25 protein-coding genes are annotated in these 26,018 nt (G+C 40.5%); 21 read left to right on the top strand and 4 right to left on the bottom strand.

From position 1 onward, the window contains the following. The first annotated feature begins 163 nt into the window (after nt 1–163). The 17 genes from ACH63V_RS08950 to ACH63V_RS09030 all read left to right on the top strand — a co-directional run bounded on the left by ACH63V_RS08950 (nt 164) and on the right by ACH63V_RS09030 (nt 17,275). A complete protein-coding gene (locus ACH63V_RS08950; RefSeq protein ID WP_272305809.1) occupies nt 164–835 on the top strand; it encodes a 3-oxoacid CoA-transferase subunit A in 672 nt (223 codons plus the stop codon). A gap of 18 nt (nt 836–853) precedes the next feature. Continuing rightward, a complete protein-coding gene (locus ACH63V_RS08955; RefSeq protein ID WP_163082065.1) occupies nt 854–1,507 on the top strand; it encodes a 3-oxoacid CoA-transferase subunit B in 654 nt (217 codons plus the stop codon). A gap of 12 nt (nt 1,508–1,519) precedes the next feature. After that, nucleotides 1,520–2,731, top strand: a complete 1,212-nt coding sequence (gene pcaF / locus ACH63V_RS08960) for a 3-oxoadipyl-CoA thiolase (protein ID WP_396463294.1) — start codon at nt 1,520–1,522, stop codon at nt 2,729–2,731. Nucleotides 2,732–2,733: 2 nt separating this feature from the next. Continuing rightward, nucleotides 2,734–4,092, top strand: a complete 1,359-nt coding sequence (gene pcaB, locus ACH63V_RS08965; RefSeq protein ID WP_114251679.1) for a 3-carboxy-cis,cis-muconate cycloisomerase — start codon at nt 2,734–2,736, stop codon at nt 4,090–4,092. After that, nucleotides 4,089–4,874: a 3-oxoadipate enol-lactonase gene (pcaD, locus tag ACH63V_RS08970; protein ID WP_114251681.1), complete on the top strand. Its 786-nt coding sequence runs from the start codon at nt 4,089–4,091 to the stop codon at nt 4,872–4,874. Before pcaB ends, pcaD begins: the two co-directional genes overlap by 4 nt. A 42-nt stretch (nt 4,875–4,916) precedes the next feature. Further along, nucleotides 4,917–6,272 (top strand): MFS transporter, encoded by a 1,356-nt coding sequence (locus ACH63V_RS08975; RefSeq protein WP_000168125.1) that lies wholly within the window; start codon nt 4,917–4,919, stop codon nt 6,270–6,272. A 15-nt stretch (nt 6,273–6,287) separates the two neighbouring features. Beyond that, on the top strand, nt 6,288–6,701 hold the full coding sequence (gene pcaC / locus ACH63V_RS08980; RefSeq protein WP_000997505.1) for a 4-carboxymuconolactone decarboxylase: 414 nt from the start codon (nt 6,288–6,290) through the stop codon (nt 6,699–6,701). 10 nt (nt 6,702–6,711) lie between these two features. Continuing rightward, the gene (pcaH, locus tag ACH63V_RS08985) at nt 6,712–7,437 is read left to right on the top strand and encodes a protocatechuate 3,4-dioxygenase subunit beta (protein WP_000077912.1); all 726 of its coding nucleotides are present in this window, start codon (nt 6,712–6,714) and stop codon (nt 7,435–7,437) included. Between the two features lie 14 nt (nt 7,438–7,451). After that, complete coding sequence (pcaG, locus tag ACH63V_RS08990) at nt 7,452–8,081, top strand: protocatechuate 3,4-dioxygenase subunit alpha (protein WP_396463295.1); 630 nt, start codon at nt 7,452–7,454, stop codon at nt 8,079–8,081. Between the two features lie 69 nt (nt 8,082–8,150). Next, nucleotides 8,151–8,978 (top strand): type I 3-dehydroquinate dehydratase, encoded by an 828-nt coding sequence (gene aroD, locus ACH63V_RS08995; protein ID WP_081037734.1) that lies wholly within the window; start codon nt 8,151–8,153, stop codon nt 8,976–8,978. Nucleotides 8,979–8,997: 19 nt separating this feature from the next. Continuing rightward, nucleotides 8,998–10,449 carry a nitrous oxide reductase family maturation protein NosD gene (locus ACH63V_RS09000; protein WP_396463296.1) on the top strand — a complete coding sequence of 484 codons (1,452 nt, stop codon included), beginning with the start codon at nt 8,998–9,000 and terminating at the stop codon, nt 10,447–10,449. A gap of 59 nt (nt 10,450–10,508) precedes the next feature. Continuing rightward, nucleotides 10,509–11,828, top strand: coding sequence for a carbohydrate porin (locus ACH63V_RS09005; protein WP_002047625.1), 1,320 nt, complete (start codon nt 10,509–10,511; stop codon nt 11,826–11,828). Nucleotides 11,829–11,909: 81 nt separating this feature from the next. Next, entirely contained in the window at nt 11,910–14,339 is a 2,430-nt protein-coding gene (locus tag ACH63V_RS09010) for a glucose/quinate/shikimate family membrane-bound PQQ-dependent dehydrogenase (protein ID WP_396463297.1), read from the top strand. A gap of 630 nt (nt 14,340–14,969) precedes the next feature. Further along, nucleotides 14,970–15,437, top strand: coding sequence for a DUF6438 domain-containing protein (locus ACH63V_RS09015; protein WP_002048825.1), 468 nt, complete (start codon nt 14,970–14,972; stop codon nt 15,435–15,437). Nucleotides 15,438–15,572: 135 nt separating this feature from the next. Next, nucleotides 15,573–15,986 carry a YeeE/YedE family protein gene (locus ACH63V_RS09020; protein ID WP_396463298.1) on the top strand — a complete coding sequence of 138 codons (414 nt, stop codon included), beginning with the start codon at nt 15,573–15,575 and terminating at the stop codon, nt 15,984–15,986. Between the two features lie 4 nt (nt 15,987–15,990). Continuing rightward, nucleotides 15,991–16,404 carry a DUF6691 family protein gene (locus ACH63V_RS09025; protein WP_049836833.1) on the top strand — a complete coding sequence of 138 codons (414 nt, stop codon included), beginning with the start codon at nt 15,991–15,993 and terminating at the stop codon, nt 16,402–16,404. Between the two features lie 4 nt (nt 16,405–16,408). Continuing rightward, a complete protein-coding gene (locus tag ACH63V_RS09030; protein WP_396463299.1) occupies nt 16,409–17,275 on the top strand; it encodes an MBL fold metallo-hydrolase in 867 nt (288 codons plus the stop codon). Between the two features lie 58 nt (nt 17,276–17,333). On the opposite strand, the gene pcaU is transcribed toward ACH63V_RS09030, so the two are convergent. Next, the gene (gene pcaU, locus ACH63V_RS09035; protein ID WP_396463300.1) at nt 17,334–18,146 is read right to left on the bottom strand and encodes an IclR family transcriptional regulator PcaU; all 813 of its coding nucleotides are present in this window, start codon (nt 18,144–18,146) and stop codon (nt 17,334–17,336) included. A gap of 42 nt (nt 18,147–18,188) precedes the next feature. Continuing rightward, the gene (locus ACH63V_RS09040; RefSeq protein ID WP_396463301.1) at nt 18,189–19,109 is read right to left on the bottom strand and encodes a LysR family transcriptional regulator; all 921 of its coding nucleotides are present in this window, start codon (nt 19,107–19,109) and stop codon (nt 18,189–18,191) included. An 88-nt stretch (nt 19,110–19,197) separates the two neighbouring features. Here ACH63V_RS09040 and ACH63V_RS09045 point away from each other — a divergent pair, with 88 nt between their 5' ends. From ACH63V_RS09045 to ACH63V_RS09060, 4 genes are read left to right on the top strand one after another with little or no spacing between them, the layout of a single operon-like run. Next, the gene (locus tag ACH63V_RS09045; RefSeq protein WP_396463302.1) at nt 19,198–20,442 is read left to right on the top strand and encodes an acyl-CoA dehydrogenase family protein; all 1,245 of its coding nucleotides are present in this window, start codon (nt 19,198–19,200) and stop codon (nt 20,440–20,442) included. Between the two features lie 17 nt (nt 20,443–20,459). Further along, nucleotides 20,460–21,581: a phosphotransferase family protein gene (locus tag ACH63V_RS09050; protein WP_396463303.1), complete on the top strand. Its 1,122-nt coding sequence runs from the start codon at nt 20,460–20,462 to the stop codon at nt 21,579–21,581. Beyond that, the gene (locus tag ACH63V_RS09055; RefSeq protein WP_396463304.1) at nt 21,578–22,276 is read left to right on the top strand and encodes a histidine phosphatase family protein; all 699 of its coding nucleotides are present in this window, start codon (nt 21,578–21,580) and stop codon (nt 22,274–22,276) included. The genes ACH63V_RS09050 and ACH63V_RS09055 overlap by 4 nt, the downstream gene beginning before the upstream one ends. A 15-nt stretch (nt 22,277–22,291) precedes the next feature. Then, on the top strand, nt 22,292–23,035 hold the full coding sequence (locus ACH63V_RS09060) for an SDR family oxidoreductase (protein WP_396463305.1): 744 nt from the start codon (nt 22,292–22,294) through the stop codon (nt 23,033–23,035). Nucleotides 23,036–23,069: 34 nt separating this feature from the next. Here ACH63V_RS09060 and ACH63V_RS09065 read toward each other — a convergent pair whose 3' ends face one another. After that, nucleotides 23,070–24,326, bottom strand: a complete 1,257-nt coding sequence (locus ACH63V_RS09065; protein WP_396463306.1) for an OprD family outer membrane porin — start codon at nt 24,324–24,326, stop codon at nt 23,070–23,072. Nucleotides 24,327–24,435: 109 nt separating this feature from the next. Further along, on the bottom strand, nt 24,436–25,785 hold the full coding sequence (locus tag ACH63V_RS09070) for a spinster family MFS transporter (protein ID WP_396463307.1): 1,350 nt from the start codon (nt 25,783–25,785) through the stop codon (nt 24,436–24,438). Nucleotides 25,786–26,018 lie beyond the last annotated feature (233 nt).

A 26,018-nucleotide genomic window follows, 5' to 3' on the forward strand; every position in this document is an offset into this window, starting at 1 on the left:
ATATAGCTGACTAGATCAAAATCTGAAAATTATCAAAAATGTTTAAAAGGGAAATCTAAGGGAAACACTCGGGATTGAGTGAAATATTTATCTATTCTTCTCGCCTCAGTGTGCCTAAATCTCTTACCTCTCTCTTCTTCAATGAGCACAATGGAGTTGTCTAATGATTGACAAAAGTAAGTTCTCACTAAGCGAGGTTCTATCGCAGATTAAAGATGGTGCAACCATTCTGATTGGTGGTTTTGGTACCGCAGGACAACCCGCTGAACTCATTGATGGTCTGATTGATCTTGGCGTTAAGGACCTGACCATTGTGAGCAACAATGCCGGTAATGGGGATTATGGTCTCGCTAAGCTGCTCAAAGCTGGTTCAATTAAAAAAGTGATTTGCTCTTTCCCACGTCAGTCTGACTCTTATGTATTTGATGAACTGTACCGTGCCGGAAAGGTTGAACTTGAACTGGTACCGCAAGGCAATCTGGCGTGCCGTATTCAGGCAGCAGGCATGGGTCTTGGGGCGGTGTTTACCCCAACTGGCTTTGGAACACTTTTAGCTGAAGGCAAAGAAACCCGTCATATTGATGGTAAAGACTATGTGCTTGAGTATCCGATCAAGGCTGACTTTGCCCTGATTAAAGCCTATAAGGGCGACCGCTGGGGCAATCTGGTTTACCGTAAATCTGCACGTAACTTTGGCCCGATCATGGCCATGGCTGCTGATGTCACCATTGCCCAGGTTTCTGAAGTGGTTGAACTGGGTGGATTAGATCCGGAACACATCATCACCCCAGGTATTTTTGTACAGCACGTTGTACAAGTACAGCCCGCACAGTAAGCAATAAGGAGAAATAACATGAGCTACCAGAAACTCAGCCGTGACCAGATTGCACAACGTGTGGCACAAGATATTCCCGATGGAGCCTATGTGAACTTGGGTATTGGTTTACCGACCAAGATTGCCAGCTACTTACCTGCTGACAAAGATGTCTTCCTACATTCTGAAAATGGCCTGTTGGCTTTTGGCCCACCGCCAGCTGCGGGTGAAGAAGACCCTGAACTGATTAATGCGGGTAAAGAGTTTGTGACCATGCTTGAAGGCGGCAGCTTTTTCCACCATGGCGACTCATTTGCCATGATGCGTGGTGGTCACCTTGATATTGCCGTGCTTGGGGCATTTCAGGTGGCAGCGAATGGTGACTTGGCGAACTGGCACACGGGTGCACCTGATGCAATTCCTGCGGTAGGTGGTGCGATGGATTTAGCTGTGGGTGCCAAGAAAGTATTTATCACTACAGACCACGTCACCAAACAAGGTGAACCGAAGATTGTCGCTGAGCTGACTTATCCGGTGACGGGTAAACACTGTGTTGACCGTATTTACACTGACCTGTGTGTGATTGATGTGACCAGAGATGGTTTAAAGGTGATTGAGAAAGTTGAAGGTCTTAGCTTTGATGAGTTACAGGCTTTAACCGGTGCAACTTTGATTGATTCGACTCAAGGGTAAGGAAGTAGGGAAATGACATTAAAAAACGCTTATATCATCGATGCCATCCGTACTCCATTCGGCCGTTATGCCGGTGGCCTTGCACCTGTCCGTGCCGATGACCTTGGCGCTGTGCCGATTAAAGCGCTCATGCAGCGTAACCCAAATGTAGATTGGGAACAGGTCGATGATGTGATTTATGGTTGTGCGAATCAAGCCGGTGAAGATAACCGTAACGTGGGCCGTATGTCATCACTGCTTGCAGGTTTACCGTATCAGGTACCGGCAACCACCATTAACCGTCTCTGTGGTTCTTCACTCGATGCCATTGCCATTGCTGCCCGTGCTATTAAAGCAGGTGAAGCGAACTTGGTGATTGCAGGTGGTGTAGAAAGCATGAGCCGTGCACCGTATGTGATGGGTAAGTCTGAAAGTGCCTTTGGCCGTAGCCAGAAGATTGAAGATACCACCATGGGCTGGCGTTTCATTAACCCTAAACTTAAAGAATTGTATGGTGTAGACACCATGCCCCAGACTGCCGAAAACGTGGCTGAACAGTTTAACGTCAATCGTGCAGATCAGGACCAGTTTGCCTTGGTGAGCCAACAACGCACCGCAAGCGCGCAAGCCAAAGGCTTTTTTTCTAAAGAAATCGTGGCAGTTGAAATCCCTCAGCGTAAGGGTGAGGCTGTTGTGATTGATACCGATGAACATCCACGTGCATCGACCACCCTTGAAGGCTTAAGCAAACTTAAGCCTGTTGTGAAAGCAGATGGTACAGTTACTGCGGGGAATGCTTCAGGTATTAACGATGGTGCAGCAGCTTTGCTGATTGCTTCTGATGATGCCATTCAAGCTTACAACCTAAAACCGCGTGCCAAGATCATTGCCTCAACAGCCGTGGGCGTAGAACCACGCATTATGGGTTTTGCTCCGGCACCAGCCATTAAAAAACTACTTAAACAAGCCAACCTGACTTTAGAGCAGATGGATGTAATTGAGCTGAATGAAGCCTTTGCTGCACAGGCTTTGGCCGTCACCCGTGATTTAGGTTTACCAGACAACTCTGACAAGGTGAATCCAAACGGTGGTGCAATTGCATTAGGTCATCCACTCGGTGCGTCAGGTGCACGTCTTGTGACTACAGCCTTAAACCAGCTTGAACAGATAGGTGGTCGTTATGCCTTGTGTTCAATGTGTATTGGGGTGGGTCAAGGCATCGCATTGATTATTGAGAGAGTCTAGTCATGAGCCAGTTATATGCCAGCTTGTTTTACCAAGAAGACGTCACTGACATCTTTAGTGACTCATCTTTAGTCACTTACATGATTCAGGTTGAAGTTGCGTTAGCGCAAGCACAGGCACAAGTTGGTGTGATTCCTCAAAATGCGGCTAATACCATTGCCCAAGTAGCTGAGCATGCACTAGACAAGTTTGATTTTTCCGCTTTGGCGGTAGCAACTGGCTTAGCTGGAAATATTGCAATTCCATTTGTAAAACAGCTTACGGCAATTGTTAAAGATATTGATGAAGATGCTTCACGTTATGTGCATTGGGGCGCAACCAGTCAGGATATTTTAGACACAGCTTGTATTTTGCAATGTTGTGATGCGTTGAACATTATTGAAGCTCAACTTCAACAGTGCTACAGCACTGCGTTAGAACAAGCTAAACAATATCGCCATCAAGTCATGATTGGGCGTACATGGTTACAGCAAGCTTTACCTATTACTTTAGGGCATAAGCTTGCTCGTTGGGCTTCTGCATTTAAACGTGATTTAGACCGTATACAAGCTATGAAGTCACGTGTGCTCACTGCTCAGTTAGGCGGTGCTGTGGGTTCGTTGGCTTCATTGCAAGACCAAGGTTCGCTTGTGGTCAGTGCATTTGCGAAGCAACTGAATCTGAGTGTACCAACAAGCACATGGCATGGTGAGCGTGATCGTATTGTAGAAATTGCAAGTGTGCTTGGCATGATTGTCGGGAATACGGGCAAGATGGCACGGGATTGGTCACTCATGATGCAAACTGAAATTGCAGAGTTGTTTGAGCCAACCGCAAAGGGTCGTGGTGGTTCATCGACCATGCCTCATAAGCGTAATCCAGTTGCGGCAGCATCCGTATTGGCCGCGGCGAATCGTGTACCAGCACTGATGTCTAGCATTTATCAAAGCATGGTACAGGAACATGAACGTAGCTTAGGTGCGTGGCATGCAGAATGGTTAGCAGTTCCAGAAATCTTTCAGCTTTGTGCTGGAGCATTAAGCCGTACTGGTGAAGTTCTACAAGGTTTTGAAGTTAATGCTGAGCATATGCAACAGAACCTTGAGTGTACCAACGGGTTAATTATGGCAGAAGCGGTGATGATGGCACTTGCTCCCAAAATTGGTCGTTTAAATGCTCATCATTTAGTTGAAGCTGCATGTAAAACAGCCGTGGCTCAAAAGCAGCATTTATCTGAGGTTGTTAGTCAGTTAGATGAAGTAAAAGAACATTTTAGTCAAAAAGAAATTTTGGAAATATTTAAAGCAGAAAACTATTTGGGCAACATTCAAGCTCAAATTGATGCTGTTCTGCAAGAAGCACAAGGAGGAGACATAAAGTGAAACAGCTTATAACCAACCGACAAGGGAAACAGCTCGCTGTATATACCGACGGATTAAAAGATGCTCCAGCACTTGTGTTATCTAACTCCTTAGGAACAGATCATGGAATGTGGCAGCCGCAAGTAGATGAGCTTAAAAGTCATTTTAATGTCATTACATACGACACACGTGGTCATGGCGAAAGTGATGTAATTAGTGACACCACATTGCAAAACTTAGCTGAAGATGTTGTTGATATTTTAGATGCCCTGAATATTGAAAAAGCTCATTTTTGCGGCATATCAATGGGCGGAATTACAGGGCTTTGGTTGGGTATTCATCATCCAAATCGTTTTAATAGCATTACGGTTGCAAACTCAGCAGCCAAAATTGGTCAGACTGAGGCTTGGTTAAGTCGTGCTGAATCGGTAGAAAAAAATGGTTTAGCCGAGCTAGTTAAAACTACGCATACCCGCTGGTTCAGTGAAAACTTCGACTATCAACATAACGTGGTTGCACAAACGACGATTCAAAGTCTCGCAAACACACCAGCACAAGGTTATGCCAATGCATGTCGCGCTTTAGCGTATGCCGATTTAAGAGATGAAATTGCACAAATCCAAATTCCAACGCTACTGATTGCAGGAACAGAAGATCCGGTAACGACGGTAGCAGATGCCGAATTTATGCAGAAAGCAATTAATAATAGCCAGCTTGCAAAACTTGAAGCATCTCATCTTTCTAATATTGAGCAACCACAAAGATTTACTCAGGAATTGACTAGATTTATTCAGCAAATCTAATCGCTTAGTAATTTAAAAGGAATTGGCCTTAAGGAGGCAAATATGGCGTCTCAGGATTACGCTACACCAAGCAAAAGCATCGATGCTCAAGCACTGATTAATGATGCTCCACTTAGTAAATATCAATGGATGATCGCAATCATCTGTTTCTTAATTATTTTTACTGATGGTATCGATACAGCTGCAATGGGTTTTATCGCTCCAGCATTGGCTCAGGACTGGGGCGTTGACCGTTCTCAGTTAGGGCCGGTGATGAGTGCCGCACTTGGTGGAATGATTATTGGAGCTTTAGTTTCTGGCCCGACAGCTGACCGCTTTGGCCGCAAAATTGTTTTAGCCTTTTCGATGCTTGTATTTGGTGGGTTCACCTTGGCATCTGCTTATGCAACCAACTTGGATAGCCTTGTCGTTTTACGGTTTTTGACAGGTATTGGGCTTGGCGCAGCTATGCCGAATGCGACCACTTTATTTTCTGAGTACTGTCCAACCCGCATTCGCTCATTACTCGTGACATGTATGTTCTGTGGCTACAACTTGGGTATGGCTACAGGTGGTTTTATTAGCAGTTGGCTTATCCCGACCTACGGTTGGCATAGTTTATTTTTGCTCGGCGGCTGGTCACCTTTAATTTTAATGATTTTAGTGATTTTGGTGTTACCTGAGTCTTACCGCTTTTTAATTGTGAAAGGCAAGAATCCAGAAAAAGTACGCAAAATCTTAAACCATATTGCACCAGCACAGATTCAAAATGCGACAGCATTTCATGTGCCTGAAGAAAAAACAGAAGTTGTTCAAAAGAAAAATGTCTTTGGAATTATGTTTTCTAAGCCATATGCCAAAGGTACGGTTTTGCTTTGGGTGACTTACTTCATGGGACTCGTGGTTGTTTACTTGCTAACAAGTTGGTTACCAACACTTATGCGTGAAACAGGTGCTTCGATGGAGCGTGCTGCATTTATTGGCGGTTTGTTCCAGTTCGGCGGTGTAGTGAGCGCATTGTTTATTGGTTGGGCAATGGACAAATTCAACCCGAACCGAGTTATCGCCATTTTCTACTTTGCCGCAGGTCTATTTGCAATTGCTGTCGGTCAAAGCTTAGGCAACTCAACCTTACTTGCAGTATTGGTACTTTGTGCGGGTATCGCCATTAATGGTGCGCAATCTTCGATGCCGGCGTTAAGCGCTCGTTTCTACCCAACGCAGTGCCGCGCAACTGGTGTGTCTTGGATGACGGGTATTGGGCGTTTTGGTGCGGTATTTGGTGCGTGGATTGGAGCTGTGTTACTCGGCAATGATTGGTCGTTTACCGCCATTCTTAGTTTATTACTCATTCCAGCGACCGCTGCTGCTGTTGCGGTATTTATTAAATCAATTGTTGCGCATACCGATGCAACTTAATAGAGGTCTATCACAATGAATGATGAACAACGCTATAAACAAGGCATTGAGGTGCGGACTGAAGTTTTGGGTGAAAAACATGTTGGTCGGTCTTTGCAGAACCTAAATGACTTTAACCAAGATTTCCAAAATTTTATTAGCCGTTATGCATGGGGTGAAGTGTGGTCTCGCCCAGGCTTACCACGTCATACCCGTAGTTTAGTGACTATCGCAATTTTATTGGCACTGGGCCGTGAAGATGAACTACGCATGCATTTACGTGCTTGTTTCAACAACGGTGTAACTAAAGAAGATTTAAAAGAGCTGATCTTACACAGTTCACTCTATGCGGGTTTACCTGCTGCAAACGCTGCAATGCACATGGCTGAAGAAGTCTTTAAAGAGTTGGGGATAGAAGTAAACCCAATTGCAGCGAAAGAACAGGATTAAGGAGATAAAGATGTCACAACATAGCTGGGGTGCTTACGCCCAACGTAATACAGATGATCATCCACCAGCGTATACGCCAGGTTATAAAACAAGTGTATTACGTTCGCCAAAAAATGCATTGATCTCAATTAATGAGACTTTAACAGAAGTCACTGCGCCGCATTTTTCTTCAAATCTGTTTGGCCCAAAAGATAACGATTTGATTTTGAACTATGCCAAAGATGGTTTGCCAATTGGTGAGCGTGTCATTGTTCATGGCTATGTTCGTGACCAATTTGGTCGTCCTGTAAAAAATGCACTTCTAGAAGTATGGCAAGCCAATGCTTCTGGTCGTTACCGCCATCCAAACGATAAGTTTATTGGTGCAATGGACCCTAACTTTGGTGGGTGTGGCCGTACCTTAACTGATGAAAACGGTTTTTATATTTTCCGTACCATTAAACCGGGTCCGTACCCATGGCGTAACCGTATTAATGAATGGCGTCCTGCTCATATTCATTTCTCTTTAATTGCTGATGGTTGGGCTCAGCGTCTGATTTCGCAGTTTTATTTTGAAGGCGATACATTAATTGACACTTGCCCGATTTTAAAAACGATTCCTTCTGAAGATCAACGTCGTGCCTTGATTGCACTAGAAGATAAAAACAACTTTATCGAAGCAGATAGCCGTTGTTACCGTTTTGACATCACTTTACGTGGACGTCGAGCGACTTACTTCGAAAATGATTTGACTTAATCGGGAGCACGAGCATGAACAACTGGAATTTTCAGGAATTAAAAGAAACTCCATCTCAAACAGGTGGTCCTTACGTTCACATTGGTTTATTGCCAAAACAGGCCGGTATTGAAGTTTTTGAAAACAACTTTAATAACCAGTTGGTTCAAGACCAAACCAAAGGTGAGCGTATTCGTCTTGAAGGTCAAGTGTTTGACGGATTAGGTTTACCGCTACGTGATGTACTCATTGAGATTTGGCAGGCTGATGCGAACGGTATTTATCCAAGTCAGGCAGATACGCGTGAGCAAAAAGCTGATCCTGCATTTCAGGGCTGGGGCCGTACAGGTGCCGATTTTGAAACAGGCGTTTGGAGCTTTAATACAATTAAGCCAGGTGCGACAGCAGGCCGTAAAGGTTCAACTCAAGCTCCACATATTGCGTTAGTTATTTTCGCTCGCGGTATTAACTTGGGTCTTCATACACGTGTTTATTTTGAAGATGAAGCAGAGGCAAATGCTAACGATCCAATTCTAAATAGCATTGAATGGGCCCCACGTCGCCAAACTCTTATTGCAAAACGTTTTGAAGAAAATGGTGAAGTTGTTTACCGCTTTGATATTCGTATTCAAGGCGATGACGAAACTGTATTTTTTGATATTTAAGAAACACCTAAGGCTACACCTGATTATTCAAGGATGCGTGTAGCCTTTTTAAGGATGAACGATATGAACATGAAAACATTATTAAGCCTCAGTTTGCTTGCACTCCCATTTTTTACAGCACAGGTGAATGCTGAACCTGTTGCTTTAGCCGCTCAAACACAACCTGCCGCTACAGCCGTTAAAACGATTGTTCCGATTACTGCAAAAACCAAAGAACAAGCTTTGGCACAAGCTCAAGTCATTGCAAATACAGCAGATGCTGATTTGGCAGAGTTTCGTATCGATTTACTCAGTTTTGCGAGTGATACAAAACAAGTGATTGCATTGGGGCATGAGTTAAAAAAGATTTTAGGCAATAAGCCAATGATCGCCACAATTCGTACCAAAAACGAAGGTGGCCAGCTTGAAATTAGTGATGTGGATTATGGTAAGACTTATCAGGCTTATTTAAAAAATCCGTTCATGGATTGGTTAGATGTTGAAATGTTCCGTGATCAAAAAGTTGTTTCAGAAATTGTTCAAAAAGCACATCAAAAGAAAGTGCTTGTGGTCATGTCTAATCATGACTTTCAAAAAACACCAAGCCAAGATGAAATAGAAAAACGCTTGTTAAAACAAGATCAAATGGGGGCAGATATTCTCAAAATTGCTGTAATGCCTAAATCTAAACAAGATGTCTTCACTTTAATGAACGCAACTTTAAAAGTAAGCCAGCAAACCACTAAACCATTATTGACGATGTCGATGGGGCAATTAGGTACGATTTCCCGTGTTGCGACTGCCAATATGGGCGGAAGTTATAGCTTTGGCATGATTGGTCAGGCTTCTGCACCGGGTCAAATTGATGTGACTAAGCTCAAACAGATTTTACAAACAGTTCAACCAACAAACCCATAAATCATAAGGATATGATGAAATGAATACATTACGTTTAACTACTCTTGCATTAGGTTTGATGGTTTCAGGCATAGCTGCGGCTCAAACTTATGTGGTTGACCGTTATCAAGACGATAGCAATAAAGGCTCTTTACGCTGGGCAATTGAACAAGCCAATGCAAACCCAAGCGAAGCTAGCGATATCTTGATTCAAGCAGTAGGCAAAGCGCCTTATGCGATTAAATTAAACAGCGCACTTCCTGAAATTAAAGCACCCGTCAAAATCATTGGTACTCAGTGGGATAAAACTGGCGAATACATCGCAATTGATGGTTCAAATTATATTAAAGGCGAAGGTGCAAAAGCTTGTCCAGGTGCAAACCCTGAGCAGTACGGCACCAATGTACGTACCATGACTTTACCGGGGTTGGTACTACGTGACGTCAACAATGTCACTTTAAAAGGTTTAGACATTCATCGCTTCTGTATTGGGGTATTGATTAACCGCTCGAGCAATAACCTGATTCAACACAACCGTATTAGTAATAACTACGGTGGAGCAGGTGTTATGTTGACGGGTGATGATGGTAAAGGTAACCCAACTGCAACCACGACTAATAACAACAAGGTCTTAGACAACATTTTCCAAGACAATGGTGATGGCTTAGAACTGACACGTGGTGCAGCATTTAACTTAATTGCGAATAACCATTTTGTTTCAACCAAAGCAAACCCAGAACCATCACAAGGTATTGAAATTTTGTGGGGTAATGACAATGCTGTAGTTGGTAATAAATTCGAAAACTATTCAGATGGCTTACAGATTAACTGGGGCAAACGTAACTATATCGCCTATAACGAAATGACCAATAACTCGATTGGTTTCAATATGACGGGTGATGGCAACATTCTTGATAGCAATAAAGTACATGGTAACCGTATTGGTGTAGCCATTCGCTCTGAAAAAGACGCAAATGCAAGAATTACATTGACTAAAAACCTGATTTGGGACAATGGTAAAGATATTAAACGTTGTGAAGCGGGTGGTTCATGTTTACCAGATCAGCGTTTAGGGGCAATTGTATTTGGAGTACCTGCACTTGAGCATGCAGGATTTGTAGGTTCTCGTGGTGGTGGTGTGGTTGTCGACCCATCTAAACAACAAAAAACATGTACTCAGCCAAATCAACAGGACTGTAATGCTCAGCCGAATCAGGGTATTAAAGCTCCTAAGTTAACAGCGAATAAAGGTTCAGTTACAGTAGAAGTTAATGGCTTACCAAACCAGCGCTATCAAGTTGAGTTTTTTGGCAACCAAAATGCAGCATCAAAAGAAGCTGAGCAATATTTAGGAACAATAACAGTAGCTACAGATGCCGAAGGTAAAGCAAAAGCCAATTGGAAACCAACAATCAAAGTTGCCTCAATTACAGCAAATGTGACTGATCGCTTCGGTGCTACATCTGAGCTCGGGTTTGTGCAAGTTAAATAACAAAAAATAAAGCGCCTCAAAACAGGGGCGCATTTCAGAAAAGACAAAAGGGACTTGAAATGCCAAATGTAATGAAATTGAGTGTGCTAACAATTGCTGTATTGGGCAGCCAATTTGCACTTGCAAATGAGCCGTGGTCACAAGACCGTCAATGGTTGCTTGGTGATTGGAATGGAAAACGCCAGCAATTAGAGCAACAGGGCTATAAATTTACTGCTTCAATTATGAGCCAAAGTGCCACAAATTTAGATGGTGGTTACAACGACAGCAATACTTTTGAAAATGCTGCACAGCTTTCTTTAGGTGCAAACTTTGATTTAGAAAAAATTGCTGGTTGGAAAGATACAACAGCGAGCCTAGTCGTGACTAAACGTGACGGCAATGCATTAACTCTTGAGCGTATTAAAGACCCACGTTCTAGCCAATTGGGCAATGCTCAAGAAATTTATGGTCGCGGGAAAATTTGGCGTTTATCCCAAGCATGGGTGAAGAAGGGCTTTGTTGATAATACTGTACAGGTCAAATTTGGTCGTATGGGAATGTCAGAGGACTTTAATAGTTCTCAATGTGAGTTTCAGAACTTATTGCTTTGCGGTGGGCAGTTAGGAAAATCAATTGGTTCAATTTGGTATAACTCACCAGTCGGTGTTTGGGCTGCAAACGTTAAATATCAGTTTGCACCTGAGTGGACTTTAGGTGTTGGTGTGTATGAGGTCAATCCAGACAATATTAAAACCGAATCAAACAGTGATGGTTTTAATCTGGATATGAATAACGTCAAGGGTGCTACCATACCAGTTGAACTTGCATGGAAACCAAAACTTGCTGCTTTTAATGGTTTACCGGGTGAATATAAAGTAGGTGCGCTGTACTCAACCGCAGAAGCAAATGATATTAAAACTGCGGGTAAAGTGCATGACGGAAAACAAAGCTTCTGGATTAATGCACAGCAACAACTTAGCCATGCCGGCCAAGATCCGAAACGCGGTTTATATGTAAGTTTTAATGGCGTTGTAAATGATAAAGCAACGACATTTGTTCAAAGTACACAACAACTTGCTCTTTGGTATAAGGGACCGTTTGATAGCCGTCCAAATGATTCGATTGGTTTTGGTATTGCCAATTATGTAGTCAATGACCGTGCTAAAGATAAACAGATCGCGACAAACGAAAGCCGCGGATACTATAGCTATGATTCGATTGCATCTGACTATATTCCAATTCAAGACGACGAGTTAAATGTCGAGTTGAACTATACCTATCAATGGTCTCCGGCCGTCATGTTACGTCCAAACATTCAATATATCCATCAACCTGCTGGTGTGAAAGAAGTCGATGATGCTTGGGTGGCAGGCCTGAGTGTGAAAGTCAATTTTTAACAATGATGATGGCTGGTTAGACATAGTTTAACTGGCCCAAATGCTTGAACTATTGTGTTCAGTATATGTGGAGTAGGATCTATGTCTGAGTCAGATTCTAAGTTTCATATCTTATTCAAAATATGGTGTTTTATATTAGGTCTAGTTTTATTGGCTACGGGTGTTTTTTACATTGTCGGTGGTGGAAAGCTAGTATCTCTCGGTGGTTCTTGGTATTTCCTTATCTCAGGACTATTTATAACAGTTTCAGCAATTAGTATTTTCCGTAAAAAAGCACTGAGTGTATGGATTTTTGCGGCTGTTTTTGTTGGTACGGTAATTTGGTCATTTGTTGACGCTGGATGGGAATTTTGGCCGTTATTTTCGCGCTTAATGTTTCCTGCTGGCCTTTTTGCTGCATTGCTATTTACTTTGCCTTCAATTCGACGTTACCAATTTCAAAACGGTTCGGCAGCTCCAGCGTATGCTGTTGGTGGTCTAGTTGTTGTCGGTATGTTGATTGCGCTTTACCAAATGTTCCAGCCGCATCCAACGGTGGCAAGTTCAGGTGAAAAGCTACCTTTAGTACCAGTTGACCCAGCTAAAAAACAGGTAAATTGGGAAAATTATGGAAATGATACAGGCGGTAGCCGTTTTGTTGCTCTCGATCAAATTAACCGAGATAACGTCCATAAGCTAAAAGAAGCATGGCGCTTTAGAACAGGTGATTTTACAACGGGTAGCGGTAATGGTGCTGAAGACCAAATGACCCCGCTACAAGTTGGAAATAAAGTCTTTTTATGTACACCACATAACAACATTTTTGCGATAGATGCTGACTCCGGTAAACAGCTCTGGAAAGCTGAAGTGAACTCTAAAGCCGATGCGTGGGAGCGTTGCCGTGGTGTTGCATACTTTGATTCAACAAAAGCACTTGTACAACCCACATTAGCTGGTGCAACTCCAGTAACTACTGTTGCGGGTAACACAACATGCCCACGCCGTGTATATACTAATACGCCAGATGCTCGTTTAATTGCAGTCAATGCAGATACTGGTGAACGTTGTGCCGACTTTGGTGTGAATGGAACGGTTAACTTACTCGAAGGCTTAGGCGATGGAACAAAAGCTCCACGTTTTGAAGTGACTTCTGCACCAACAATTGCGGGTACAACCATTGTGGTGGGTAGTCGTATTGCCGATAACGTAGCAGCGGATATGCCGGGTGGTGTAATCCGTGGTTATGATGTGATTACAGGTAAACTCCGCTGGGCATTTGACCCACGTAATCCTGATCCTAACCATGTTCTAAAACCGGGTGAAACTTATAAACGTAGTTCGGCAAACTCTTGGGCCGCAATGTCGTATGACCCGCAAATGAATACGGTGTTCTTACCTATGGGTAGCTCATCTGTCGATATTTGGGGTGGTAACCGTAATCCGTTAGATCATAAGTACAACACTTCTGTTTTAGCACTTGATGCAACAACAGGTAAAGAGAAGTGGGTATATCAAACTGTTCATAACGATTTATGGGACTTTGACTTACCAATGCAACCAAGTCTAGTCGACTTTCCATTAAAAGATGGTACGACTAAACCGGCTGTTGTGATTGGAACCAAATCTGGACAATTCTTTGTTCTTGATCGTGTAACGGGAAAACCGTTAACTAAAGTGATTGAACAACCAGTGAAAGCGGCAAATATTCCGGATGAGCAATATAGTTTAACTCAACCTCGTTCTGTTGAAATGCCTCAAATTGGTAATCAGACTTTAACCGAGTCAGATATGTGGGGTGCAACGCCGTTTGACCAACTTATGTGTCGTATTAACTTTAAGTCAATGCGTTACGAAGGTTTATTTACTGCACCGGGTACTGATGTTTCATTAAGTTTCCCAGGTTCTTTAGGTGGCATGAACTGGGGTAGCATCGCTTTTGATCCTACTCATCGTTATATGTTCGTAAACGATATGCGTCTTGGTTTATGGGTGCAACTCATAAAACAAACCCCTGAAGACATTAAGATTCAGGCGAGTGGTGGTGAAAAAGTAAATACAGGTATGGGTGCTGTACCAATGAAAGGTACACCATATAAAGTGAATAAAAACCGCTTTATGTCTGCCTTAAGTATTCCTTGTCAAAAACCACCATTTGGTACTATGACCGCAATTGACATGAAAACTCGTCAGGTTGCATGGCAAGTGCCACTAGGTACAGTTGAAGACACTGGACCACTTGGTATTAAGATGGGCTTAAAAGCACCGATTGGTATGCCGACTATTGGTGGCCCTATGGCAACTCAAGGTGGCTTAGTGTTCTTTGCTGCAACTCAAGATTATTACTTGCGTGCTTTTGATTCATCTACAGGTAAAGAGCTGTGGAAGTCACGTATGCCAGTAGGTAGCCAAGGAACTCCAATTAGCTATGTTTCACCTGCAACAGGTAAACAATATGTGGTTGTTACCGCAGGTGGAGCACGCCAGTCTCCAGATCATGGTGATTATGTAATCGCATATACCTTAGAAAAGTAAGTAAAGAGGGCAAAAGGATAAATTTTCTTTTGCCCTTATTCTTTTTAATATCTTTTTTCTATTAAAGTGATTATGTAAATTCTATAATTTTAATGAGATAGCTTTACCAAGTAGTAAAAAAGTGCTTGAAGTTATTGCTAAACTTAAAATATTCTTATAAATGATTCATCCTAAACACTAGAGATAGCCGAACTATTAAGCATTTTTTTATAATGTTTTACCTATAAATAAAACTTTAAACTTTATTAAGTTTTGTTTAACTTAAGGCTGTGAATTTTAATTAAAAATAAACATTATTAGGTTTTTAACCTTGAAAAACAGGTTTTTTTTGTTGGAAAAACAAGCGTAAATATATACTTATATTATATTTAAATAATGTATTGCATTAAGATAGAATGGTTCCCGCAGGTTATTACTACCCAGTAATAATTTGTATTTCAGGAATTTAAGCTTTAATTGGCTTAAGGCTCATCGAAAGATGGGCCTTTTTTTATGTGCTTTCTATTGCAATTTTTTATAATTTTTAAATAGCCTAAGTATTATTAAATAAAAATATGAAAAATGAGTCTTTAATGACAATTCAGATATGATTTGTTAGATTAAAGCCACTTGATAATAATAGGTGATGTAATGAGATTTTTAGTTCTTGCAACTTTATCCGGTTTGGCTTTAATGGGTTGCGCTTCTGTTCAGCAAGCTCCCAATACACAAGAAACAATACGCTATGCTTCTAGTCCATGTTTTGGTGCATGCCCAATTTACTCAGTAGAAGTGGCGCCTACAGGTTTAATTCGTTTTGAAGGTAAACAATATACAAAAACACTTGGTGTTAAAGAAATCCAAGGTAGCGTAAAAGATTATCAAAAACTTGCAGATGAATTAAAAACTTACCGTCCTCAAACAGGAACTCAATCTAAAACTGCGGGTTGTCAGCAAACAGCAACCGATATGTCTAGCTATTACATTACTTGGATTCAACCAAATGGTACTGAAACAAAATTAAGCCATTACACAGGTTGTATCTCTCCAGCAAATAATAGACTGAATAAAGTCATGGAAAAATTACCTGAACAATTAGGCATTAAAGATCTAATTTAATGACAAAAGCCCCAAAATCTTGGGGCTTTTTTTTGTTAAGAAGAATTATAAACTCAAAAGTTTTATATTAAGTATTTCTAAAAGAATAAGCGTATAATACAGATTATAAAAACATATATTGTTAAGAGTGGTTATATGTCAAATATTGTCTATGCCTTTTTTGGTGGTTTATTACTCGGCATCGCAACAGTTGGATATTTATATATAAATGGTCGTATAGCCGGAATTAGTGGATTGCTTGCGCAAATCATTAATCCTACTAAAGATACTTTTAAAAGTTCTGCATTCTGGTTCATTGCAGGACTTGTGATTACACCTTTCATATATGGTTATTTTTTTCAGCCCGAAATTGAAATTAAAGCCAATACATTTGCGCTCATTCTGGCGGGGGGGCTTGTTGGTTTTGGTACTCGACTTGGATCAGGCTGTACAAGTGGTCATGGCATTTGTGGTATGAGCAGATTGTCAAAACGCTCGATGATAGCGACAGCAGTTTTTATGCTTGCTGGCATGTTAACCGTTTATATCATTCGTCATGTATTGGGATAATCCTATGAAAAACATTTTTGCTTTTATATTTGGTAGTTTGTTTTCATTAGGCTTAATGATTTCGGGAATGTCGAATCCTGAAAAAGTATTAGGTTTTTTAGATATCTTTGGGCAGTGGGATATCAGCTTAATGTTTGTGATGTTAGGCGCAATTGCTGTGGCATTTATTCCATTTCAAAAGGCTATAAAAAGTCCTAAAACGCTTTTTAATGAGAAAATTCAATTACCAATGAATACACAGATTGACCAAAGGTTAATTGTTGGTGCTTTTATTTTCGGTATAGGCTGGGGAATAGCAGGCATATGTCCAGCGCCCGCTTTAACACTTATTGGATTAGGACATTTTGAAGCGCTTTATTTTATTGTGGCAATGTTATTAGGAATGTTTATTTACCGAGTCTTAAATAAAGGAAATTAAACCTATGCAACGACCTCTAGTAAAAGATTTTTTTGATGAAAACACCAATACTTTTAGCTATGTTGTTGCGGATTTAGCGACTCGTCAATGCGCGATTATTGATAGTGTGCTTGACTATGATGCAGCTTCAGCCACTACAAAAACAACCAATGCTGATCTGATTGTCGATTATGTCTTGGCGCAAAACTTTAAAGTGCAATGGATTTTAGAAACTCACGTCCATGCCGATCATATGACTGCTGCCCAATATTTAAAATCTAAATTGGGCGGTGATATTGCAATTAGCCAGAAGATTTCAATCGTACAAGAAACATTTTCCGCTATTTATAATTTTGATTTTAAGAAATTTAATGAAAATCAGCCCTTTGATTATTTATTTGAAGATCATGAACATTTTAAAATAGGGGATATAGAAGCCTATAACCTTCCTACACCAGGGCATACACCCGCTTGCTTAAGTTATGTGATTGCTGATGCTGTTTTTGTAGGTGATACTCTATTTATGCCCGATTATGGCTCAGCGAGATGCGATTTTCCTAAGGGAAGTGCTGCTGCACTTTATGATTCGGTACAAAAACTTTATACACTTCCTGACAACATGCGCATGTTTTTATGCCATGACTATAAGCCCGAAGGCCGCGATGAATATGTCTGTCAAACAGATATAAAAACTCAAAAGCAAAGCAATATTCATTTAAATCGACGCGTTTCCAAAGAGTCATTCATAAAAATGCGCCAAGAACGAGATGCAACTTTGGCAATGCCAAAATTAATTCTGCCTTCAATTCAAATTAATATGAACGGTGGAAACTTTCCGGAGCCAGAATCAAACGGCATTCGTTATTTGAAAATTCCTTTCAACTACTTCTAGAAATAGCCTAAGCATTTATTTTGGATCGTTTCCACCCTCTAAATAGCCTAAGTAAGATTTAAAGAACTTGTCTTAGATCCCGCGATGTCTCTTGCAATAAAGGCAAAATGTGTTGAACTAAATATTCTTCAGTTGTTTTCATGGTCGGAGATACAATATTTAAAGCTGCAACAACTTTAAAGTCTTGTCCATAAATCGGTACGGCGAGCGCATGAACGCCTAATTCGTGTTCTTCACGTGAATAACACCAATCTTGTTCTCGAATCTCTTGTAGTAATTCTAAAAACTTATCATTTTCGACATGCGTATATTTGGTTAGACGCTGAAGAGGATATTTTTGAAGCCAGTCCAATTGTTCTTGCTGGCTTAAATGTGCCAGTAAAATTTTACCCGCCGATGTCGCATGAGCAGGTAAGCGATTACCCAAGTGCAAACCATATGGATTTACACGGTCGGTTTGTTGGTGGGCAGCACTACGGGCAATGGTAATGGCCTCATAACCATCAAGCACCATCACTGAATAAATGAGAGAAGTTTGGTTAGTTAGAAGATTTAACAAAGGCTGAGACACTTTTGGAAGTTGAGCTGCACCTAAATAAGCTCCTGAAAATTTAAGAACTTTCGGGGTTAAATAGTAATAGTGACCATCTGACTCAAGATAACCTAAATATTCTAAAGTTAATAAATGACGTCTTGCTGCCGCTCGGGTGAGTCCAGTTTTTTCAGCCGCCATAGAAATGTTTAAACGATGTTGATTGCTGCTAAAGCTATCTAAAATCGCCATGCCTTTACCGATGCCAGCAATGTAATCTTCATGACGAATCGTTTTTTTGTTGTCCTGATTCTGGATTATCCGTTCATCTTTACTCATTACTGGTCCTTGTACAATAGAAGCTTAGTAGATCAATTTGCTTTACTGAAAAAGTTTAATAATTTCATGTCGCAAAAATTGATGTCTTAAATTATCCCTTAAATCTTCGTGCCAAAACATACCCATTTTAATATTGGTTATCTCAAAAGGTAGAGAATGTAAGCAAATTTTAGGACTATAAGATAAATGCTGCAAAATCATACGAGGCATGGTCAATATTGCGTCGGCTTGAGCTCCCAAAACTTGTAACGCCGTTGAGTAGTTTTGACAGCGCATAAATACATTTCTTGAAATTTTCTGATGTTGGTTTAAATAAATATCTTCAAGTAAAGCACCTGTACGGCGTGATGAAACACCAATGTGGCGTCCATTAATATAAAGAGATAAATCGACTTCTTTAAATTGACTACAAATGACGAACTCGTCTGTGACCAAATGATCAAAGGTAATTTTAGGAGACAAGTATTGTTCTAGGTCAATTACGAAATCGAGCTGCTGTGTAGCTAAGTCCGCCATAATATGTTTTCGATCTAGCTTCATACTCACAAACTGCAAATCTAAATTAAGATTTTGAAAATGTTGAGCAAGCCTTGGAAGAATAATTGGCTCAATTTCGTCATGAACGGCGATTTTTAAGCTTTTTAAACTGGTTGGATCAAAGACATGTTTCTGTTGGCTAATATTTTGAATCGTTAAAAGTGCTTGCTTCACAGTTGGGTAAATCTGCTCGGCAAAAGGCGTTGCAGACATTTTATTGCCTACTCGTATAAACACATCATCTTCAAGTTGCTGGCGTAATCGTTGTAAAGCATGACTTGCTGCCGATTGCGTAATATTGAGACTACTTGCCGCATTTGAAATACTTTTTTGCTCATAAATTGCGATAAATAGCGGATATAAATTGATATCAATTCGGTGAAAAAAGCTTAAGTCTAAACCGTGAAGGTTATGAATATTATTCATGTGACGGTATTTAATAAAATCATTTCATTCATATTAAGTTTCAAGTTATGTTGATGTAAAGACCAGATAATGATGTAAAGGAAAAAGAATGTTTGAACTCTCCAAGAAAGCTCAGGATTTTACCGAGCGAACTAAAAAATTTATTTTAGAAGAAATAGAACCTGTCGAAGCAAAATTTTGGGAAGAAGTTCACGAGTTAAATCCTGATGGAAACTGGAAAAATTGGCAGTGGCCTGAGCTTTTAGAAACTCTGAAATCTAAAGCTAAACAAGCCGGTCTTTGGAATATGTTTTTACCCGATGAAAAACTCGGTGCAGGGTTAACTGTTCAAGAATATGCGCACATAGCTGAATTAACAGGCCGTAGTTTATTGGCACCTACCGTTTTTAACTGTAATGCACCAGACACAGGAAATATGGAATTGTTATGGCGCTATGGCAGTGAGCAACAAAAAAAGCAATGGTTAGAACCTTTATTGGACGGAAAAATTCGTTCGGTTTTTTGTATGACTGAACCCGATGTTGCATCAAGCGATGCAACAAATATGCAAGCAACTGCTCTCATTGACGGTAATGAAATTGTTTTAAATGGTAAAAAGTGGTGGTCATCTGGCCTAGGTGATCCAAATGCTAAAGTCATTATTTTTATGGCACATACCCCAGATGAAACCAAAGACCGTCATCATCAACACTCTATGGTTTTAGTACCGATTGACACGGCGGGCGTTGAAATTCAACGGATGTTACCTGTGTTTGGTGACTATGATGCCCCGCATGGACACGGTGAAGTCCATTTTAATAATGTTCGAGTGCCTCTTGAAAACTTTATTGGTGGAGCAGGTCAAGGTTTTGAGATTGCACAAGGTCGTTTAGGGCCAGGGCGTATTCACCATTGTATGCGTTGTATTGGAGCTGCTGAAAAAGCTTTAGAGCTTATGATTGATCGAGGCATGTCTAGAACGGCGTTTGGCAAAGAAATTCTAAAACTTGGTGGGAACCTCGAACGCGTAGCTGATGCAAGGGTAGCCATAGATCAAGCCAGACTTTTAACCTTGTATGCTGCTTATAAAATGGATACTTTAGGAAATATGGCTGCTTTAACAGAAATATCTGCAATTAAAGTAGTGGCTCCAAGCGTATTAGAAAAAGTAGTCGATATGGCGATTCAGCTACATGGCGGTGCGGGTGTTTCAAGAGATACGCCATTAACGGGTTTCTTTGCCCAAGCACGTAGTTTACGTTTAGCTGATGGTCCGGATGAAGTACATAAAGGCATGATTGCCAAATTAGAGTTAGCCAAACGTGGTTATTTCGGTCGTCATAAGAAAGTATAAGTTTAAAGGAAGTAAATATGTCGGTAATTGATGTAGGCGGTGAAGTACGTGAAGGTGAAGAACTTGATATTGTGGCAGTTGAAAACTGGTTAAAGAACCAAGGGGTTGAGCTGGTTGGCCCAGCAGTTGTTACTCAATATACGGGCGGGGCGTCGAACTGGACTTATCGTTTAAAGTATGAAAATACCGATTTAATTTTACGTCGTCCTCCAAAAGGAACAAAAGCGAAATCGGCCCACGATATGGCCCGTGAATATATGGTGCAAAAAAATCTTGCGCCTTATTATCCCGTGCTTCCTAAAATGGTGGCACTTTGTCAGGATGAATCGGTCATTGGTTGTGATTTTTATGTCATGGAACGCATTGAAGGTATTATTACCCGTGCAAAATTACCGCCTGAGCTTGGCTTTAATGAAGAAAATGTTCATGAGCTTTGCGTAAATGTTATTGATAAGCTGATTGAGCTACATCAAGTTCCTTATGAGAACACACCTTTAGCTGAACTAGGCAAAGGTGCGGGATATTGCCGTAGACAAGTTGAAGGTTGGGATAAGCGCTATGAAAAAGTCCGTACAATCAACGTTCCTTCATTTAAATATGTTCGAAAATGGCTAAACGATAATATCCCTCAAGACTCTACGACTTGCATTATTCACAATGATTGGCGTTTTGATAATGTGATTTTAGATCCAGAACATCCAACAGATGTGATTGGTGTGTTGGATTGGGAAATGGCGACCTTAGGTGATCCATTAATGGATTTGGGCAGTGCTTTGGCCTATTGGGTTGAGCCCACGGATAATATGATTTTTAGATCGACACGCCGTCAGCCGACTCACTTAAAGGGAATGTTCTCTCGTAAAGAAGTCGTTGATTATTATTTACAAAAAACAGGATTGGAGCCTCAAAACTGGGCTTTTTATGAAGTGTTTGGTGTATTCCGTTTAGCAGTGATTGCCCAGCAAATCTATTACCGTTATTACCACAAGCAAACCCGAAATCCTGCATTTAAAGATTTCTGGATCGTGATTCATGCGCTACATATCAGAGCTTTAAAACTTATCGCACAGCAAAAACTGCAAGAATCGGAATTTGCTCAGCAATCTCTACAGAAAATACAGGGTATTTTAAGAAAATGACCACAATTTATCTGGTAAGACATGGTCAGGCATCGTTTGGTAAAACTAACTATGATGAGCTGTCTGAAAATGGCGAGGCTCAGGCGACTTTGTTAGGTCGTTATTTTAAGCAAATATTGAAAGAACAACCTCATGTGGTTGCTGGAACTATGCAGCGTCATGAGCAGACTGCAAAGCTTGCACTAAATGAATGCTTTCCAGATGCGGTGATTCATCATAATAATTTATGGAATGAGTTTAACCACCAACAAGTTTTTGCCCGTTATGAACCACGTTTTGAACAGCCTGAACTGTTAAAAGCTGACGTGGCGCAAGAACAGAACCCACGTGCATATCTTGCCAAAATATTTGAAGGTGCAATTGGGCGATGGACAGATGGTGATTTTCATCATGAGTATGATGAGTCATGGCCACACTTTAAAGAAAGAGTTGAAACAGCATTGCAGCAACTTTGTGATGAGTTAGCAAAAACCAAACCTCGCTATGCAATTGTTTTTACCTCTGGTGGTGTGATTTCTGTAGCAATTGGAAAACTGCTTGAACTCAGTCCTAATCGAACTTTTGCATTGAATTGGGCAATTACGAATACAAGCCTCACGACTTTACGTTTGGTTGGGAATGAAGCTCAGGTTTTAAGTTTAAATGAACATCATTTTATAAAAGCTGAGTGTCCAGATTTACTGACATGGATTTAAAATAAGGATAAAAGCATGGCAAAGACGATTTTAATTACAGGTGCAAGTTCTGGATTGGGCGCAGGTATGGCGCATGAATTTGCAGCCAAAGGTTATAACTTGGCGATTTGTGCACGCCGTTTAGACCGATTAGAGACTTTAAAAACTGAACTTGAAAATGAGTACGGTATTAAGGTAATTGCAAAAAGTCTAGACGTTACCAATTATGATCAGGTTTTTGAAGTATTTCGTGCCTTTAAACAAGAGTTCGGCTATTTAGACCGAATTATTGTAAATGCGGGAGTAGGCAATGGCCGTCGTATTGGTAAAGGTAATTTTGAAATTAACAGAGCCACAGCTGAAACAAACTTTATTTCTGCTTTAGCGCAGTGTGAAGCAGCAACTGAAATTTTTAGAGAGCAAAACGCTGGTCATTTGGTGGTGATGTCATCCATGAGTGCGATGCGCGGATTACCAAAACATTTATCGACCTATGCGGCCAGTAAAGCCGCTGTTGCTCACTTGGCCGAAGGTATTCGTGCTGAATTACTGGATACCCCAATTAAAGTCTCCACCATTTTCCCGGGTTACATTCGTACGGAAATAAATGAGGGTGCTAAACATCTACCTTTTGAGGTAGATGCCAAAACAGGATGTAAAGCTTTAGTAAAAGCTATCGAAAAACAACCTGTAAAAGCTTATGTGCCGCAGTGGCCATGGTTACCCATGAGTATTGCCATGAAGGTTTTACCATTAAAGTTGGTCAATAAATTAGGATAAAAAATCCCCCTAAATTTTAGGGGGTAATTTTTGTTTAGAATTTTTTGGTGTAATTAATAAATAAACGGTCTTCACCAAAGTCATTGCCAAGTTTTACATTGTAATCAATACGAATATATTGCAGGGCAACACCTTTTAAGAACGGTTGCTGAAACGCATAGTTTAAAATAACATTCGACTCAGTCTCGTGGTTTTTCTCACCATTGGCTGCTTTAAAGTCATGTCCGTAAACATATTTCACCATCGCATTTAGGCCCGGTACATAATCCTTAAAATCGTAGCCATACATGACGTGGTAAGACTTTTCATCCTCTTTAAAAAAGCCTGTAGCGTTCCAGTTAATGAAATACGTCTCTGGTAAAAAACCATCTGGTAATGGGTAAGCCGATTCACCAATAATCTGTTGGTAACCTAAACCAAAGGTATGGTTTTTTACTTTAACCGTTTCAAGTAATCCAATGTTCTGCGCATCAATATCAAAGGTATTGCCATCATCTTTTGCATTGAAGTATTTAAACTTAGAGGTGAGGGCAAAACTTGGCTGTTTCCACGTATGCTCAAGTCCTACATAGTGTTTGTTATACAGATCTTCTAAATTACCAAAGTAATATTCGCCCTTTAAAGACGGCGTGAATTGATATCGCAGATCAATATAGTTCAATCCATCAGATTCTTTAGTAACCCCATTTGATGTAAAGGAAAACTTTTTAAAGTCTTCTTCATTTCGTGGAGACACTTTTTCTACTCGGCCAATTTCAGCATAGAGTTGATCTGAAAGTTGTGACTTTAAGTTGGTTCCCCAATACGAAGTGAGTAACTGACGACTAGCATCTACAGCAGTGACAGGTAAATCTAGCCAAAGTTCACCGACACTCAAAAGAGTTTTGTCATAACCCAGTTTTAAAGTTGCACCATATTTTAAATAATCTGAAGCCTGAGATTGCGTTTCTTTATTAAAAGGCAAAACTGTATCCGCAACATGTTTGTCTGAACTCAAACGCACGGCGTATTGAACAGAAGCATCAGCCCCAATCGTAATCGGCTTATCTGCAATTTGCAGCGGAGTGTCATGCATTTTTGATTTATAAAATAAAGATGCTGCCTGAGACCAACTGCCAGTATCTTTTAAGGCATCATTATCAAAATCACGGTTGATATAGGCATTTTTTAAAGTGAATTTCCATTCATCTTCAGTTTGCTGGTTTGGATTTGCGGCCCATGAGTTGCTGCACATCAGTAATAAAGTGGCAACGGCTAAAGTGTGTGGTTTAAAACGGTGAAATAATTCCATAATCCATTTCCCAGATGTATGCCAGTCCTCGGCAGTACTTAATTTTGAATATTTCGGTACTCTCTAAGCGTTTAGTTAGAGAGTACATTTTTGCAATTGGTGAGACCTATTAATTTAATTTTTCAAGCTTCATACTTTCACTAAAGAATTTGCAGCCTTTAAAAAGCAGAATTAGAGCCAGTACACAAGACAAACCACCCACAATAGATAAAGAAGAACCTACCATTAATGGGCTACCAAAAACTTTATCTGTAATAATGGCTACCAGTGTTGTGCCAATACCGAGTCCAATTAAGTTACTCACCAAAAGGAAGAGGGCAGAAAGGCGTGCTCTAAACTGGTTTGGGGCTAACATTTGCAAAGCAGTTGCTGAAATCACTAGAGGGAAAGATGCAAAGAACATTGCAGGAATCAGTAAGCTAACTGAAAGCCAAAGCTGATCTGTTTGGGTAAAAAATGCAATTGGAATAATCAGGCCAACAATACCAATCACACCCGTGAACATCGGCGCATCTTGGCGACCTTTTTTAATAAACCAGTCATTTAGCCATCCTGCACAAAACACGCCTAAAGTATTTGCAACCAGCAATATAGTGCCGAGCATATAGCCTGTTTCAGTCGGTGCGAGTTGAAACTTACGAATGTAAAATGCTGGTGTCCAACTAGTCAGACTGTAGAGTGCCATTGCATAAAAGGTAAAACCTAAATAGTGACAGGCAAATGTTTTCGAATGTTTTTTAATAAACTGAAGACACTGTGTGAATTTAACTTGGTCAACTTGTCCGCTTTGGTTGAGCTGTTGCCCTTTACGTGCAGGGTCTTTAACTGTCAAAATAAATAACAAACCAATAATAATGCCGGGTAAGCCCACCACTAAAAAGGCAATTTGCCATGCTTTAAGCGCACCTAATAATGGAACCTCAATGAGTGTCACGCCTTTAAGCAGGTTAATCACATAACCGCCAACTAAGAAGGCAATACCTCCACCCAAAAAAGCGCCAATTGAATAAATCCCGACAGCACGACCTAGTTTGTCCTTACTAAACATGTCGCTAAACATTGAATAAGCGGCTGGAGATAAAGCCGCTTCACCGACACCTACTGCCATACGGCTTAAGAACAGTTGAATAAAGTTTTTACTTAAACCGCAAGTCGCTGTTGCCAGACTCCAAACAATAATCCCGATTGAAATCAGTTTTGGTCGTGAAAAACGATCGGCAATATAGGCTAAGGGTAAACCCATAACCGCATAAAACAGTGAGAAGGCTAGGCCATGTAACAAGCTAAATTGTGTATCTGAAAGTTGTAGATCGGCTTTGATGGGTTCAATCATCAGCGCCAGAATTTGGCGATCAATAAATGAAAATATATATGCCAGCATACAAAGTATGACCACATACCATGCATATGCATTGCTTTTCTTCTGTGTCCTTTCAACAGCGATATTACTTTGGTTCATACACTTAATCCTTATGTATAAAACGCTTAAAGAAATTGATATCTAACTTTTATTATTCCTCTGAAGTTTTCGATATTTCCCCCCTTTTAGATAAGAATAATAAATAGGCTAGAAATGAGTAATTGGGTCTTATATAGACCGGAAGAGTGCGTCTAAACCCAATTAGGAGTTAATGGGATTTTTAAGATCATGGAATTATTATTTTCTTTTTATATGTAAAATTCCATTACTTA

The organism is Acinetobacter sp. ABJ-A23_2 (assembly GCF_044538765.1).
GTDB classification, from domain to species: domain Bacteria; phylum Pseudomonadota; class Gammaproteobacteria; order Pseudomonadales; family Moraxellaceae; genus Acinetobacter; species Acinetobacter nosocomialis_A.